This window comes from Chimaeribacter californicus (assembly GCF_002858675.1).
Taxonomy (GTDB): domain Bacteria; phylum Pseudomonadota; class Gammaproteobacteria; order Enterobacterales; family Enterobacteriaceae; genus Chimaeribacter; species Chimaeribacter californicus.
Genome location: NZ_PJZF01000002.1, coordinates 342,088 through 358,429 on the forward strand (window position 1 = coordinate 342,088; position 16,342 = coordinate 358,429).

The 16,342-nt window shown below is 60.8% G+C and carries 14 protein-coding genes; 7 read left to right on the forward strand and 7 right to left on the reverse strand.

Going from position 1 to position 16,342, the window contains the following annotated elements:
- Positions 1-16 precede the first annotated feature (16 nt).
- From CYR55_RS04535 to CYR55_RS04550, 4 genes are read right to left on the reverse strand one after another with little or no spacing between them, the layout of a single operon-like run.
- Entirely contained in the window at positions 17-364 is a 348-nt protein-coding gene (locus CYR55_RS04535; protein ID WP_101814953.1) for an L-rhamnose mutarotase, read from the reverse strand.
- On the reverse strand, positions 361-1,137 hold the full coding sequence (locus CYR55_RS04540) for an L-fucose dehydrogenase (RefSeq protein WP_101814954.1): 777 nt from the start codon (positions 1,135-1,137) through the stop codon (positions 361-363). The genes CYR55_RS04535 and CYR55_RS04540 overlap by 4 nt, the downstream gene beginning before the upstream one ends.
- The gene (locus tag CYR55_RS04545) at positions 1,118-1,975 is read right to left on the reverse strand and encodes an amidohydrolase family protein (protein WP_101814955.1); all 858 of its coding nucleotides are present in this window, start codon (positions 1,973-1,975) and stop codon (positions 1,118-1,120) included. Before CYR55_RS04545 ends, CYR55_RS04540 begins: the two co-directional genes overlap by 20 nt.
- A gap of 2 nt (positions 1,976-1,977) precedes the next feature.
- Positions 1,978-3,255, reverse strand: a complete 1,278-nt coding sequence (locus CYR55_RS04550) for an L-fuconate dehydratase (protein WP_101814956.1) — start codon at positions 3,253-3,255, stop codon at positions 1,978-1,980.
- A gap of 244 nt (positions 3,256-3,499) precedes the next feature.
- Here CYR55_RS04550 and CYR55_RS04555 point away from each other — a divergent pair, with 244 nt between their 5' ends.
- Positions 3,500-4,255 (forward strand): FadR/GntR family transcriptional regulator, encoded by a 756-nt coding sequence (locus CYR55_RS04555; protein ID WP_101814957.1) that lies wholly within the window; start codon positions 3,500-3,502, stop codon positions 4,253-4,255.
- A gap of 1,123 nt (positions 4,256-5,378) precedes the next feature.
- Here the strand turns inward: CYR55_RS04555 and lptG are convergent.
- Both lptG and lptF read right to left on the reverse strand, forming a co-directional pair.
- Positions 5,379-6,452: an LPS export ABC transporter permease LptG gene (gene lptG, locus CYR55_RS04560; RefSeq protein ID WP_101814958.1), complete on the reverse strand. Its 1,074-nt coding sequence runs from the start codon at positions 6,450-6,452 to the stop codon at positions 5,379-5,381.
- Complete coding sequence (gene lptF, locus CYR55_RS04565; protein WP_101814959.1) at positions 6,452-7,549, reverse strand: LPS export ABC transporter permease LptF; 1,098 nt, start codon at positions 7,547-7,549, stop codon at positions 6,452-6,454. The genes lptG and lptF overlap by 1 nt, the downstream gene beginning before the upstream one ends.
- A 281-nt stretch (positions 7,550-7,830) precedes the next feature.
- Between lptF and pepA the strand changes: the two genes are divergently transcribed.
- The 6 genes from pepA (at position 7,831) to CYR55_RS04595 (ending at position 15,814) form a co-directional block, all read left to right on the forward strand.
- Positions 7,831-9,342: a leucyl aminopeptidase gene (pepA, locus tag CYR55_RS04570; protein ID WP_101814960.1), complete on the forward strand. Its 1,512-nt coding sequence runs from the start codon at positions 7,831-7,833 to the stop codon at positions 9,340-9,342.
- 114 nt (positions 9,343-9,456) lie between these two features.
- Positions 9,457-9,906: a DNA polymerase III subunit chi gene (locus CYR55_RS04575; RefSeq protein WP_072931824.1), complete on the forward strand. Its 450-nt coding sequence runs from the start codon at positions 9,457-9,459 to the stop codon at positions 9,904-9,906.
- 12 nt (positions 9,907-9,918) lie between these two features.
- Positions 9,919-12,774 carry a valine--tRNA ligase gene (locus CYR55_RS04580; RefSeq protein WP_101814961.1) on the forward strand — a complete coding sequence of 952 codons (2,856 nt, stop codon included), beginning with the start codon at positions 9,919-9,921 and terminating at the stop codon, positions 12,772-12,774.
- Positions 12,775-12,937: 163 nt separating this feature from the next.
- Positions 12,938-13,441, forward strand: coding sequence for a GNAT family N-acetyltransferase (locus CYR55_RS04585; protein ID WP_101814962.1), 504 nt, complete (start codon positions 12,938-12,940; stop codon positions 13,439-13,441).
- Positions 13,442-13,503: 62 nt separating this feature from the next.
- Positions 13,504-14,238 (forward strand): MurR/RpiR family transcriptional regulator, encoded by a 735-nt coding sequence (locus tag CYR55_RS04590; RefSeq protein WP_101814963.1) that lies wholly within the window; start codon positions 13,504-13,506, stop codon positions 14,236-14,238.
- A 139-nt stretch (positions 14,239-14,377) separates the two neighbouring features.
- Complete coding sequence (locus CYR55_RS04595; RefSeq protein ID WP_101814964.1) at positions 14,378-15,814, forward strand: 6-phospho-beta-glucosidase; 1,437 nt, start codon at positions 14,378-14,380, stop codon at positions 15,812-15,814.
- A gap of 51 nt (positions 15,815-15,865) precedes the next feature.
- Here the strand turns inward: CYR55_RS04595 and rraB are convergent, their stop codons facing one another.
- Positions 15,866-16,294, reverse strand: a complete 429-nt coding sequence (gene rraB, locus CYR55_RS04600; protein WP_101814965.1) for a ribonuclease E inhibitor RraB — start codon at positions 16,292-16,294, stop codon at positions 15,866-15,868.
- Positions 16,295-16,342 lie beyond the last annotated feature (48 nt).

Below are 16,342 nucleotides of genomic sequence, written 5' to 3' on the forward strand. Positions count from 1 at the left end.
CGTCCGGCGCGCCGGGTTACTGCGCTGCGGGTTGATCCGCAAGGGAAAACAGGCGGTCCATCGTCACCCATTTATCACCCGGTGGCGTCCACGGGGTGGGAAGCTGGTACTGCCACATCAGCGCCTCCCAGCGCTGAATGTGCGGGTTAGCGTTGCTCGCGTCGGCAAAGGCCGCCGGGTCGAAGGCGTCACTCACCTCCATCACCATAAACAGCCGCGTGCCGAGGCGGTAAATCTCCATGTCGAGAATGCCGTGCTGCCGCAGGTGCGCCGCCACCTCCGGCCAGATGCGCTGGTGGTGCGTCTGATACTCGGCAATCAGCGCCGGGGACTCCACCAGGTCGAGCGCCTGACAGATCCTCATGTGATCGCCCGGTCGAGGTGGGTGTAGCCGCCATCCACCGAAAGCCACTGCCCGGTGGTGTGCGACGAGCGCGGCGACAGTGCGAACACCACGGTGTCGGCGATCTCCTGCGGCGTGGTCATGCGTTTGCCGAGCGGAATACGGGCGGTAATGCTGTCGCGTTTGCGCTGCGGCTGGTCGAAGGTGTCGATCCACCGCTCGTACTGCGGCGTCATCACCTCGGCCGGGATCACCGCGTTCACGCGGATGCCGTCCTCCAGCAGCGACACCGCCCACTCCCGCGTCAGGGACAGCACGCCCCCTTTCGCGGCGGTGTAGCCGCTGGTGTTGCCCTGCCCGGTCAGCGCGGTTTTGGAGCTGATGTTGACGATGCTGCCGCGGCTGGCGCGCAGGGCATCCAGGCAGAAGTGCGCCATCAGGTAGTAGTGGACGAGGTTCTTCTCCAGCGAGGCCACAAACGCCTCGCGCCCCGCCTCCAGGCTGACGCTGTCATTCACCCCGGCGTTATTGACCAGCCCGTCAAGGCGGCCGAAACGGGCCAGCGCCTCCGCCACCGCACGGCGGCACTCCGCTTCCTGGCAGAGATCGGCGAGGATCACGCAAGCGGCCGGTTGCTGTTGCTGAAGCTGTGCCAGAAAGCCCGGCTCCGGCGGCGTATTGGTAACGATCACCGGGATCGCCCCCTCGTCAGCCAGCGTGGCAGAGATCGCCGCGCCGATGCCGGACCCGCCGCCGGTGACGATCACGACCTTATCAGTGAGGTTGAGGTGCATAGTCTGGCTCCTGTAAGCCGTAGAGGCGGCAGGCATTGCCGCCAAGGATGGCGGCGCGCTCGGCGTCGCTGAGGGAAACGAGCGCCTGCTCATAAAGTTCGGTGACCTGCGCATACTCACCGGCCAGCAAACAGACCGGCCAGTCTGACCCGGCCAGCAACCGATCCGGGCCGAACGCCTCCAGCGCCGCCTCGATAAACGGCCGCAGCAGCGCGGGCGTCCAGCGGAAACCGGGCGCTTCGGTCACCAACCCGGAGAGCTTGCAGGCGACATGTGGTAGCGCGGCCAATGGCGCAATCTGCCGCGCCCAGTGCACCGCACCGCGGGCGATGTCCGGTTTGCCGAGGTGGTCCAGCACCAGCCAGTGATCGTCATGACGCGCCGCGAAGGTTGTGGCGTCCGCCAGGTGGCGATGCGTCACCAGCAGCTCATACACATAACCGCGCGACTGAATCAGTTGCATCCCACCCTCCAGCGCCGGCTGTTGCAGCCACGCGGCCGGGTCGGGTTCATCCTGCACCAGATGCCGCACCCCGCGCAGCGCCGGGAGATCCTGCAACGGGGCCAGCACGTCGGCCAGCACCGGCGAGGTGAGCGGCAGCCAGCCCACGACGCCCAGGATAAACGGGTTAACATCCGCCATCGCCAGCAGGCTCAGCGTCTCGTCGAGGCTCTGGCGCGCCTGCACCGCGATGCAGCCGTCGATCTGCTGTTGTTGCAGCAACGGCAACAGATCGCCGGGCAGGAAATCGCGTTGCAGCACGGCCATCTGGTCACTGATCCAGCCATACTCCTGCGGCTGGTAGCGCCAGAAATGCTGGTGGGCGTCGATGCGCATCGTTACCCCCGGAAGCGGTACTGGTCGAGGGACGCAGCGTGCATCTCAATCGAGAAGCCCGGCGCGTGCGGCGGCATATAGGCCGCGCCGCGGATCTCACACGGCGTCACGAAATGCTCGTGCAGGTGATCCACATACTCAATCACCCGCCCTTCATGCGTCCCGGCGATGCAGAGGTAGTCGATCATCGACAGGTGCTGCACGTACTCGCACAGCCCGACGCCGCCGGCATGGGGGCAGACCGGCAGGTTATAGCGTGCGGCCATCAGCATCACCGCCAGCACCTCATTCACGCCGCCCATCCGGCAGGCGTCAATCTGCACTACGTCGATCGCGCCACGCATAATGAACTGCTTGAACATAATGCGGTTCTGGCACATCTCGCCGGTCGCCACTTTCACCGGCGCGACCGCCTCACGGATTTTACGGTGGCCTTCGATGTCATCGGGGCTGGTGGGTTCCTCAATAAACCACGGCCGGGCGAAGGCGAGTTTGTTGACCCAGTCGATCGCCTCATCCACCTCCCACACCTGATTGGCGTCAATCATCAACTGGCGGTCGGGACCGATCACCTCGCGGGCGATGCGCACCCGGCGGATGTCATCTTCCAGGTCGCGCCCGACTTTGAGTTTGAGGAAGGAAAACCCGGCGTCCACCGCCTGCTGGCAGAGGCGGCGCAGCTTCTCATCCGGGTAGCCGAGCCAGCCCGCCGAGGTGGTGTAACAGGGGTAACCTTCCGCCAGCAATGTCTCGCGCCGTTGCGCCTGCCCTTCGGCGCGTTCGGTCAGCAGCCGTAACGCCTGCTCCGGCGTGATGCAGTCGGTGAGGTAACGGAAATCGATACAACGCACCAGCTCTTCCGGCGACATATCCGCCACCAGTTGCCACAGCGGCTTGCCGCAGGATTTCGCCCACGCATCCCACACGGCGTTGATCACCGCGCCGGTCGCCAGATGGATCGCGCCCTTGTCCGGCCCGATCCAGCGGAGCTGGCTGTCACTGGTGAAACGCCGCCAGAACGCGCCCATGTCCGCAGTGATCGACTCCAAAGACTGCCCGACGATCTGGTGCTCCAGCGCCCGGATGGCCGCACAGCAGATCTCATTGCCGCGGCCGATGGTAAACGTCAGGCCGTGGCCGCTCAGCGTCGGGTCATCGGTTTCCAGAATCACATAGGCGGCGGAGTAGTCCGGGTCCGGGTTCATGGCGTCGGAGCCATCCAGCGCCTGCGAGGTGGGAAAGCGGATATCTTCAACGCGCAGGGCGGTAAACTGGGTCATGGGTGCCTCGCTTTCAGGTCTAATGGTCAGGCCACTGACCGGCTAAAAAGAGCCTGAAGGTCAGGCCAATTAGGTTGGAAATGTTATTGCTTACCCGGCGGCGGGGTTTGCTAAGATGGGCACCGGCTGCACAAAACATCATCAACGCGGATTCAGTTTTTACACGCCGATAACAATTCCTCAAGGGCCACAACCGGGAATTGGTGGCTGAATCGCTTAACCGACCACAGGGAGACGGGCCACTATGCCGATTACCAGACTGGAAAACCCGCGGCTTTACCGGCAGATAGCCGATCAGCTGCGCGGGCTGATTGAGAAAGGGGAATTTCCGCCCGGCAGCCGATTGCCGTCGGAGCGCGATCTGGCGGCGCAAATGCAGGTGAGCCGGGCGTCGGTGCGGGAGGCGCTGATTGCGCTGGAGGTGGTGGGGCTGGTGGATGTGAAAGTCGGCAATGGCGTGATTGTGCGCCACCCGCCGATCGTGGCTACACCGGAGCCGGTGATGGCGCAAGCCGGGCGCGGCCAGTGGGGCGAACTGGACGAGGAGCTGGGGATTGACCTCGACCTGAACAGCGAGCTGCCGCCTTTTTCGCTGTTACAGACCCGCCGCCTGATCGAGCCGGAAACCGCCGCACTGGCTGCGCGTTACGCCAGCGCGGAGGAGCGCGCCGCCATCCGCGCCGCCTACCTGCGCAACTGCGAGGACAACCGCGCCGGATCGGAGACGCACCCCGGCGACCGGCTGTTCCACATCCGTATTGCCCAGGCCAGCGGCAACCCGGCTTACGCGTTCATCATCGGCCACCTGCTCGGCCACCGTTACGGCAGCATGTTCCGGGTGTTGCAGCGTAATTACACGCCGGAGGATATGCCGCACCGCTCCGAGCAGGAGCACCGGGCGATCCTTGATGCCATCGAGGCGGGGGATGCCGCGGGGGCGCGGCGGGCGATGAAGGCGCATCTTGATGCAGTGATAGCGGTGTTTTCGCGGCAGGGGTAGGCGGCCCTGCTGCCGCCACTGGGGTTAAGTGGATTGTTTCGGTTGTTGATGAGATGGCTTATTTCGGTTGCTCATGTGCGGTGGCCTTTTGCTTTTGGATTGAGGTTGGTTGCGTTGGCAAACGCCTGCATTCCTTCTGCGGCTCCGCTGCCGCCACCGCGCAAGGGGCGCGTAGGCGCTCGCCCCTTGCATCCCCGCGCCTTGGGTGATCCGGCAGAATTATTGCCCGCGTAGCGGGTTCCCTCCTTCGGCCTCCGGGCTAATCGGGCCGGGACAGACACGCTCCCAGCGTGGCTGTCCCTCTCGCGGGGAAGATTCGCCCCATCCCTGGGGCTCACCCCTTCGGGGCCAACGCTTCGCGTTGTTCAAATTGGCTCCCGGCCAATTTGTCCATGCCCGCTCACCCGGCCCTGCGTCCTCGTCGGCAATAATTTAATGCCCCCACCAGACTGCAAATTCTTGGCTATGTAAGGAAAGAGTAGATAAGGCTTTTTTAAAATTTGTGAAGAATGCAGACACGTTGCCGCATGAAAATTCGGTATGAGAGCAAACACGCCGAGCGACTTAAAACCTCCCCCTATTATTTCCTCACAGACTTATTGGTTTGCAAAAGTGGTGGGGGCGTAAAAATCATTGCCGAATGGAGCCGCAGGGCCGGGCGAGTACACCGAACATCCAATAATCCCCACCTACTATTTCCTTACATACCCAAAGATTTGCAGTTCGGTGGGGGCGTAAAAATCATTGCCGAATGAAGACGAAGGGCCGGGCGAACGGGCATGGATGCCCGTGAGAGTCGCAGCCACGCCGGGAGCGTGTCTGCGGCGGCCCGATCAGCCCGGAGGCGGAATGAGGGGACACGCGGGAGCGTGCAATGATTCAGCCAAACCACCGAAAGCGCACGGGTGCAGGGCCGGCGCGCCGGCAGGCCCCGCTCGGTTGAGGCTCAGTGAGCCAGGTAGACAAATACACATAAACAACCGAAACAATCCACTTTACGCCCGGTGGCGGCCACGAAGCCGCAGAAAGACACCGGGCATGCGCCAACGCCACATCCCCCCCTCCCCCATAAAAAACAAAAAAGCCCCATCCCGGGGCTTCTTTCTACTTCGGCAGAAGAAAACTATCTCCGCTTCAATAACATAAACACACTTATCAGCAAAAACAGCAAACTCGGCAACAGCGCGCCGAGAATTGGCGGAATATTATACACCAGACTCAACGGCCCAAAGATTTGATCCAGCACGTAGAACAGGAAACCGAAACAGATCCCGGTGACCACCCGTACGCCCATCGGCACACTGCGCAGCGGGCCGAAAATGAACGACAGCGCCATCAGCATCATCACCGCCACCGACAGCGGCGAGAAAATCTTGCTCCACATGTTCAGCTGGTAACGGTTCGACTCCTGCCCGCTCTGGCTCAGGTATTTGATGTAGTTACGCAGGCCGCTGATGGACAGCGCATCCGGGTCGAGCGCCACCACACCCAGCTTGTCCGGCGTCAGGTTGGTTTTCCATACGCCGTTCAGCGTCTGGTGGCCGGTGATAAATTTCCCGCCAAGCCCGGATTCGTCTACCTGCGACAACTTCCATTCGCGCGCGTCGGCGTCAAAGGTGGCGCTGGCCGCATAACGCACTGACAGCAAATGGTTTTCTTTGTCAAAATGATAAATATTGACGCCGGAAAGCTCATTCGCGCCGGAAAGCCGCTCGATGAAGATAAAGTCCGGGCCATCTTTCGCCCACAGCCCGCTCTGGGTGGAGAGCAACGAGCCGCCGTACATCATCTGCGCCCGGTAGTTACGCGCCATCTGCTCGCCCTGCGGCGCAACCCACTCGCCAATCGCCATGGTCAGCAACACCAGCGGAATCGCGGTCTTCATTACTGACGCGGCAATCTGCATCCGCGTAAAACCGGACGCCTGCATCACCACCAGCTCGCTGCGGGTCGCCAGCGCGCCCAGCCCCATCAATGCCCCCAGCAGCGCCGCCATCGGGAAGAAAATCTCGATGTCTTTCGGCACGCTCAGCAGCGTGTAAAGCCCCGCGCCGGTGGCGGAATAGCCGCCCTGCCCCACTTTGCGCAACTGATCGACAAATTTGATAATGCCGGACAGCGACACCAGCATGAACAGCGTCATCATGATGGTGTTAAAAATGGTTTTCCCGATGTAGCGATCCAATACGCCAAACATTACGCGGCTCCTTTAAAACGCGCGCGCAGGCGGCGCACCGGCACCGTATCCCAGGCGTTCAGCACCATCGCCAGCACGAAGTAAGCGGCATTGGTCGCCCACATCCACACCATCGGGTCGAACTTGCCTTTTGCGCCGTTGGAGCGCAGCGAGCTTTGCAGCAGGAAGAAGATCAGATAAAGCAGCATCGCCGGCAGCATACTCAGCACCCGGCCCTGGCGCGGGTTCACCACGCTGAGCGGCACCACCATCAGCGCCATCAGCAGCACCGAGAACACCAGCGTCAGCCGCCAGTGGAACTCGGCGCGCGCATCCGGCGTGGTGGCCTGCCACAGCTGGCTCATGCTCATCTGTTCGGCTTCGGTGGTGTTATCCAGGCTCACCGTCTGGTGGCCGACCACCGCCAGATAGTTGTTGAAATCTGTGACCCGGAAATCACGCAGCATTGCGGTGCCTTCATAACGCGTGCCCTGGTTCAGGGTCACCGTTTGCGAGCCGTCCGCGCGCTGCTCCATGTGGCCGCTATCCGCTACCACCACCGACGGGCGCTGGTTGCCGTTCGGCCGTAACTGCGCCAGAAAGACGTTATGGAACTCCTTGCCCTTCACGCTGCCGACAAACAGCACCGCGTTGCCGTCCTGCGAGGGCTGGAACTGCCCCTCCACCAGCGCCGCCATACTGGGGTTGGCCTTGGCCTCCGCCAGCACTTCGTCCTGATGTTTTGAGGACCACGGCCCGAGCCAGAAGGCGTTGCCCGCCGCCATCACCGCCGTCAGCAACGCCAGCAGCAGCGCGGAGACAATCAGCACTTTCTTGCCCAGCCCGCAGGCGTGCATCACGGTGATTTCACTTTCCGTATAGAGTTTGCCGAAGGTCATCAACAGCCCAAGGAACAGGCTGAGCGGCAAGATGAGTTGTGCCATTTCAGGCACGCCCAGCCCCATCAGGGAGAGGACCAGATTTGTTGGGATATCGCCATCGACGGCTGCGCCCAGTACCCTGACCAGCTTCTGACAGAAGAAGATCAGCAGCAGGATGAACAGAATCGCAACCTGGCTTTTGAAGGTTTCCCGTACCAGATATCTAATGATGATCACGCTTATTACGCCTGTGAAAACTTGTCTTTTTGCAGGAAAATCGCTAGTTTCTTCGCTAATGCGCCATTTATTCTCATCATATGGCCACCTTCATAGCTAAAATAGCATTAAAACATCTCGTGTTAGGGTGCCCTATAGGAACATGCCTATAGCCGCCGAAAACAGAATAAATTACGCCGTTCAGGTTAACATCCGCAGTTAACACAATGACGAAGGTTTGTTGCGGAGTGCGTCATTCTAGCCGCAGCTCCCGTCGTTGTCTTTAAGATTCAGGAGAGTGCATGGAGTTCAGTGTAAAAAGCGGTAGCCCGGAAAAGCAGCGCAGCGCCTGTATTGTAGTCGGGGTTTTTGAACCTCGCCGCCTGTCGCCCATTGCCGAGCAACTCGATAAAATCAGCGATGGCTACATCAGCGCGCTGCTCCGCCGCGGCGAACTGGAAGGCAAAGTCGGTCAGACGTTATTGCTGCACCATGTGCCGAATATCCTCTCCGAGCGGATCCTGCTTATCGGGTGCGGCAAAGAGCGCGAGCTTGATGAACGCCAGTACAAACAGGTGATTCAGAAGACCATCAACACCCTGAACGACACCGGGTCGATGGAAGCCGTCTGCTTTTTGACCGAGCTGCACGTCAAGGGCCGCAACACCTACTGGAAAGTGCGCCAGGCGGTGGAAACGGCCAAAGAGTCGCTCTACACCTTTGATCAGCTCAAAAGTAACAAAGTTGAGCCGCGCCGCCCGCTGCGCAAAATGGTGTTTAACGTGCCGACCCGCCGTGAGCTGACCAGCGGCGAACGCGCCATCCAACACGGGCTGGCGATTGCCGCCGGGGTGAAGGCCGCCAAAGACCTCGGCAACATGCCGCCGAACATCTGTAACGCCGCCTACCTCGCCTCGCAGGCGCGCCAGCTGGCCGACGCCTTCAGCACCAACATCACCACCCGCGTCATCGGCGAACAGCAGATGAAAGAGCTGGGCATGAACGCCTATCTGGCGGTGGGCCAGGGTTCGCAGAACGAATCATTGATGTCGGTGATGGAATATAAAGGCAATCCAAACCCGGACGCTAAGCCGATCGTGCTGGTCGGCAAAGGGCTGACCTTTGACTCCGGCGGCATCTCCATCAAGCCCGCCGACAGCATGGACGAGATGAAATATGACATGTGCGGCGCGGCCTCGGTCTATGGCGTGATGCGCGTGGTGGCGGAACTGAACCTGCCGCTGAACGTGGTCGGCGTGCTGGCGGGCTGTGAAAACATGCCGGGCGGGCGTGCGTTCCGGCCGGGCGACATCCTGACCACCATGTCCGGCCAGACGGTGGAAGTGCTGAACACCGACGCCGAAGGCCGCCTGGTGCTGTGTGACGCCCTGACCTACGTTGAGCGCTTTGACCCGGAGCTGGTGATTGACGTGGCGACCCTGACCGGCGCCTGCGTGGTGGCCCTCGGCCATCAGCTGACCGGGCTGATGTCCAACCACAACCCGCTGGCGCATGAGCTGATCAGCGCCTCGGAGCAGGCGGGCGACCGTGCCTGGCGTTTGCCGCTGCATGAGGAGTACCAGGAGCTGCTGGACTCCAACTTCGCAGACATGGCCAACATCGGCGGCCGTGCCGGTGGTGCCATCACCGCCGGGTGCTTCCTGTCCCGCTTTACCCGTAAATATTCGTGGGCGCACCTGGACATCGCCGGCACCGGCTGGCGCTCCGGCAAGGCCAAAGGCGCGACCGGCCGCCCGGTAGCACTGCTGACCCAGTTCCTGCTGAACCGCGCCGGCATGAACGGCGACGAGTAACCGCCCTTCCCGCCGCCGGGGCACCTCTCCCGGCGGCAATGCGGCATACCGGGGCGGCTGCGGCCGCCCTCTTTATTCCGGCACCCGCTTTACCGATTGACCAATGGCACTTCAATGAAAAACGCAACGTTCTACCTTCTGGAGAGTGACACCGACGCGAACGGGATGATCGCCCATGAGGCCCTGGCCTGTGATCTGGCCGCCGCCCGCTGGCGGGCCGGTAAACGGGTGCTGATCGCCTGTGAGGACCAGCAGCAGGCGCAACGGCTGGATGATGCGCTGTGGCAGCGCGAACCCGACGCCTTCGTGCCGCACAATCTGGCGGGTGAAGGGCCGCGGTACGGCGCACCGGTGGAGATCTGCTGGCCCGGCAAGCGCGGCAACGCCCCGCGTGACCTGTTGATCAGCCTGCTGCCGCAGTTCGCAGATTTTGCCACCGCTTTCCATGAAGTGATAGACTTCGTCCCTTACCCGGACACCCTGAAACAGTTGGCGCGCGACCGCTATAAAGCCTATCGCAGCGTCGGCTTTCATTTGACCACGGCCAAGCCGCCAACTTACTGATATCAAAGCGAAATGGAAAAAACATACAACCCGCAAGACATCGAACAGCCGCTCTACGAGCACTGGGAACAGCAGGGCTACTTCAAGCCGAACGGCGACGAGAGCCAGGAGAGCTACTGCATCATGATCCCGCCGCCGAACGTCACCGGCAGCTTGCACATGGGTCACGCCTTCCAGCAAACCATCATGGACACCATGATCCGCTACCAGCGTATGCAGGGGAAAAACACCCTGTGGCAGGCGGGCACCGACCATGCCGGTATCGCCACGCAGATGGTGGTTGAGCGCAAAATTGCCGCCGAAGAGGGCAAAACCCGCCACGACTACGGCCGTGACGCCTTCATCGACAAAATCTGGCAGTGGAAAGCGGAATCAGGCGGCACCATCACCCGCCAGATGCGCCGCCTCGGTGACTCCGTGGACTGGGAGCGTGAGCGCTTCACCATGGACGAGAACCTGTCGCTGGCCGTGAAAGAGGTGTTTGTCCGCCTCTATAAAGAAGACCTGATCTACCGCGGCAAACGCCTGGTGAACTGGGACCCGAAACTGCGCACCGCCATTTCCGACCTGGAAGTGGAGAACCGCGAGTCCAAAGGCTCCATGTGGCACCTGCGCTACCCGCTGGCGGACGGCGCGAAAACCGCTGAAGGCAAAGACTATCTGGTGGTCGCCACCACCCGCCCGGAAACCGTGCTGGGTGATACCGGCGTGGCGGTAAACCCGGAAGATCCTCGTTACAAAGACCTGATCGGCAAAGAGATCATCCTGCCGCTGGTGGGCCGCCGCATCCCGATCGTGGGCGACGAGCACGCCGACATGGAGAAAGGCACCGGCTGCGTGAAAATCACCCCGGCGCACGACTTCAACGACTATGAAGTTGGCAAACGCCACGGCCTGCCGATGATCAACATCCTGACCTTCGACGGCGACATCCGTGACGTGGCGGAAGTGTTCGACACCAACGGCCGCGAAAGCAGCGAGTGGAGCAACGCCATCCCGGCGAAATTCCAGGGTCTGGAGCGCTTCGCCGCCCGTAAAGCGGTGGTCGCCGCCTTTGACGCGCAGGGCCTGCTGGACGAGATCAAACCGCACGACCTGACGGTGCCGTATGGCGACCGCGGCGGCGTGGTGATCGAGCCGATGCTCACCGACCAGTGGTACGTGCGCACTGCCCCGCTGGCGAAAGTCGCGGTGGAAGCGGTGGAACAGGGCGAGATCCAGTTTGTGCCGAAACAGTACGAAAACATGTACTTCAGCTGGATGCGTGACATCCAGGACTGGTGTATCTCCCGCCAGCTCTGGTGGGGCCACCGCATCCCGGCCTGGTATGACGACGCAGGCAACGTCTACGTCGGCCGTGATGAAGACGAAGTGCGCCGCGAAAACAACCTCGACGCCACCGTGGCGCTGCGCCAGGACGAAGACGTGCTGGACACCTGGTTCTCCTCCGGGCTGTGGACCTTCTCCACCCTGGGCTGGCCGGAACAGACCGCTGACCTGAAAGCGTTCCACCCGTCCAGCGTGGTGGTGAGCGGCTTTGACATCATCTTCTTCTGGATCGCCCGCATGATCATGATGACCATGCACTTCGTGAAAGACGAAAACGGCAAGCCGCAGGTGCCGTTCCACACCGTCTACATGACCGGCCTGATCCGTGACGACGAAGGGCAGAAGATGTCCAAGTCCAAGGGTAACGTGATTGACCCGCTGGACATGATCGACGGCATCTCGCTGGAAGATCTGCTGGAGAAGCGCACCGGCAACATGATGCAGCCGCAGCTGGCGGAGAAGATCCGCAAACGCACCGAGAAGCAGTTCCCGAACGGCATCGAACCGCACGGCACCGACGCCCTGCGCTTCACGCTGGCGGCGCTGGCCTCTACCGGCCGTGACATCAACTGGGACATGAAACGCCTGGAAGGCTACCGCAACTTCTGTAACAAGCTGTGGAACGCCAGCCGCTTTGTGCTGATGAACACCGAAGATCAGGATTGCGGCCAGAACGGCGGCGAGATGCAGCTTTCGCTGGCGGATCGCTGGATCCTGGCGGAGTTCAACCAGACGGTGAAAGCCTACCGCGAGGCGCTGGACAGCTACCGCTTCGACCTGGCCGCCGGTGTGCTGTATGAGTTCACCTGGAACCAGTTCTGTGACTGGTATCTGGAACTCGCCAAGCCGGTGATGAACGGCGGCACCGAAGCTGAACTGCGCGGCACCCGCCACACGCTGGTGACGGTGCTGGAAGCGCTGCTGCGCCTGGCGCACCCGATCATTCCGTTTATCACGGAGACCATCTGGCAGCGCGTGAAAACCCTGAAAGGCATCACCGCTGACACGATCATGCTTCAGCCGTTCCCGGCGTATGACGCAGAGCAGGTTGACGTGCAGGCGCTGGCCGATCTGGAGTGGATCAAGCAGGCGATCATCGCCGTGCGTAACATCCGTGCCGAGATGAACATCGCCCCGGGCAAACCGCTGGAAGTGCTGCTGCGCGGTGCCGACGCCGATGCGCAACGCCGCGTAACCGAAAACCTGAGCTTCATCAAGTCACTGGCGCGCCTCGACAGCATCACGCTGCTGGCGGACGGCGACAAAGGCCCGGTGTCAGTGACCAAGCTGGTGGAAGGTGCTGAACTGCTGATCCCGATGGCCGGTCTGGTGGACAAAGCCGCCGAGCTGGATCGTCTGGCGAAGGAAGTGGCGAAGCTGGATGCAGAAGTGAGCCGCATTGAAGCCAAGCTCTCCAACGAAGGCTTTGTAGCACGCGCGCCGGAAGCCGTGGTGGCGAAAGAGCGTGAGCGCCTCGATGCCTGCGCCCAGGCTAAGGTGAAATTGCTGGAGCAGCAGGCGACCATCGCCGCGCTGTAACCGTGACCTGCTACCGTTAAAGCCAGCCTCCGGGCTGGCTTTTTTATTTTGCATTTGTGACAGAGTGCGTAATAGTAACCGGATCCTGTGACCGCCCACCCCGGCACCGTCAGTGCGCGGCGGCACACACCTTTGCCTTGTTTAACTGCCTGAGTACATCATCATGACCATTGCAACGCCGTCACGTGTCGTCATCCGCCCCCTGACCGCCGCAGACAACGCCGCCATCGCCCAGGTGATCCGCCGGGTTTCCGCCGAATTCGGCCTGACGGCGGACAAAGGGTACACGGTCTCTGACCCGAACCTTGACCACCTCTACGATCTCTACAGCCAGCCGCGCAGTGCCTATTGGGTGATTGAGGCGGACGGCGCGATCGCCGGCGGCGGCGGCATCGCCCCGCTGGCGGGCGCAGAGGCCGACCTCTGCGAGCTGCAAAAAATGTACTTCCTGCCGATCCTGCGCGGTCAGGGGCTGGCGAAAAAGCTGGCGCTACAGGCGATGGACTTCGCCCGTGAACAGGGTTTTGGCCGCTGCTACCTGGAGACCACCGCCAGCCTGACGCAGGCCGTGGCGCTGTATGAACGCCTGGGCTTTGAGCACATCAGCGGGCCGCTGGGCAACACCGGCCATGTAGACTGCGAAGTCACCATGCTGAAAACGCTGTAATTTAGTGCCGTAACCCGTGGGCGCGGTTGTGCGCCCCTCTCCCTTCACCCCGGAACCGCGTGATGTTTAGTTACCAAGAAATCTCCCACCTGAACGAGCTGGAACTGCTGGTCTACCATTACGTGCTGAAGCACCGGCAACAGGTGATCTACATGACCATCCGCGAACTGGCGGAGGAGGTCGGCGTCTCGACCACCACCATCCTGCGGTTCTGCAAAAAAATGGGCTATGCCGGGTATTCGGAATTCCGCGTGCGTTACAAGCTGTTTTTGCAACAGGCGCAGGCCACGGTGCCGGAATTCGGCATCAGTGAGATCGTCCACTATTTCCATAGCATTAATAATGATGACTTTGACCGGCAATTAAATGCCGCGGCGGCGATTATTGCCGACAACGAGCGGATTATTTTTGTTGGCGCGGGCACCTCCGGCACGCTGGGGAAATATGGTGCGCGTTTCTTTTCCAATGTCGGGAAATTCAGTACCCATATTGATGACCCCTATTATCCGGTCAACAGCGACATGTACCGCAAAGCGGTGGCGATTATCTTGTCAGTTTCCGGCGAGACCCAGGAGATCCTGCGCATTGCCAGCCAGTTTAATCTGCATCACTGCAAAATCATCAGCATTACCAACGGGGAGAACTCCTCGCTGGCGCGGCTGGCGGATCTGAATATCCCTTACCATATGCCGTATGTGCTGCTGCCGGGAAACCACAATATCACCACGCAGATCCCGGTACTCTATATTCTCGAAACCCTGGGCAAGAAACTGGCCCGCCAGATCCCCGCCTTATAATATTCCCGCCGCGCCGCCTTTAAAAAACAGCCTGTTATTTCCCGGTGACATATCACGCGGCGCGTGCGGTGTTATAACGTGACTTTATTTGCCCGCTTTGCCAGACTCACTTTTATTTACCAGAAGGGAGCAGAGCATCATGGCAAAGCAAGGTTTACCGGGTAACTTCCTGTGGGGCGGCGCGGTGGCGGCGCATCAGGTTGAAGGCGGCTGGGATCAGGGCGGCAAAGGCGTCAGCATCGCGGATGTGCTCTCCGGCGGCGCGCACGGCGTGGATCGCGTGATGACGGACGGCATTCAGGAAGGCTATTCCTACCCAAACCATGAGGCGGTGGATTTCTACGGCCGCTACAAAGAGGACGTGGCGCTGTTCGCGGAGATGGGCTTCAAGTGTTTCCGCACCTCGATTGCCTGGACGCGCATCTTCCCGAACGGGGACGACGCCCAGCCGAACGAAGCCGGCCTGCAATTCTATGATGACCTGTTCGACGAGCTGCTGAAATACGGCATTGAACCGGTGATCACCCTGTCGCACTTCGAGATGCCGTGGCATCTGGTGAAGGAGTACGGCGGCTGGAAAAACCGCAAAGTGGTGGATTTCTTTGTGCGCTTCAGCGAAGTGGTGATGCAGCGCTACCAGCACAAAGTGAAATACTGGATGACCTTCAACGAGATCAACAACCAGCGTGACTGGCGTTACCCGTTGTTTGGCTACTGCTGTTCCGGCGTGGTGTTCACCGAGCACGAGAACCCGGAAGAGACGATGTACCAGGTGCTGCACCACCAGTTTGTCGCCAGCGCCCAGGTGGTGAAACTCGGCCATGCGATCAACCCGGCGTTCCAGATTGGCTGTATGCTGGCCTGCGTGCCGATCTACCCCTACTCCTGCCACCCGGATGACATGATCTACTCGGTGGAAGCGATGCGTGAGCGCTTCCTGTTTACCGACGTTCAGGTACGCGGCTATTACCCGTCTTACATCCTGAAAGAGTGGGAGCGCCGCGGCTTCACCATCCAGATGGAACCGGGCGACGAGCAAACCCTGCGTGAAGGCTGCACCGACTACATCGGCCTGAGCTACTACATGAGCAACGCCGTCTCTACCCAGCTCGACAGCGAAAGCCAGAGCATCGTCAGCTTCCCCGGCAGCGTGCCGAACCCGCACGTGAAGGCGTCTGACTGGGGCTGGCAGATTGACCCGGTGGGCCTGCGCTACTCGCTGAACTTGCTCTATGAGCGCTACCAGAAGCCGCTGTTTATTGTGGAAAACGGTTTTGGTGCCATCGACAAGCCAGAGGCCGACGGCAGCATCCACGATGATTACCGCATCGCCTACCTGAAATCGCACATTGAGCAGATGATGAAAGCGGTCACGGAAGATGGCGTCGAGCTGATGGGCTACACGCCGTGGGGCTGCATCGACTGCGTCTCCTTCACCACCGGCCAGTACAGCAAGCGTTACGGCTTTATCTACGTCGATAAACATGACGACGGCACCGGCACCCTGGCACGCTCCCGCAAAGCCAGCTTTGACTGGTACAAACAGGTGATCGCCAGCAACGGCGAAACGCTGTAACGGCTCCCATAAAAAAGCCCCTTTGCGGGGCTTTTTTTGTGCGGCTCAGGATCAGTGACGTTTGCCGTCATCATCTTCGTCGATGAGGTCGTCGTCTTCATCGTACTCGTCGCCCTCTTCGCCGTCCGGGTCTTCAAAGTAAGTGCCCCAGCCGTCGTAGTTCACATTGCAACGCTCGGCCAGCGCCACCAGCTGTTCTACCTGCGCATCAATAATTTCCGGCTTCAGCGACACTTCGCTGACCACGTCACAGCACATCAGCTTGGTGCCGTCTTCAATTTCCAGCTCTTCGGCGTCGGTCACTTCATAACCCAGCTTGAAGGCTTCAACGGCGGCCTGCTCCAGCACTTCAAACTTCTCTGCCGAGAGATGGTGTTCAATAGTGTAAAGCGCATCGGGATCGCTGCCATCATCCAGCAGTTCTTCGATGATCAGACGGGTTTCTTCACGCTGTTCGTCCAGCAATTCGCGGTTTGCCATGCCTAAGTCCTCAGTCAGTGGGCGTATCTGTGCGCATTCTCCCACAGC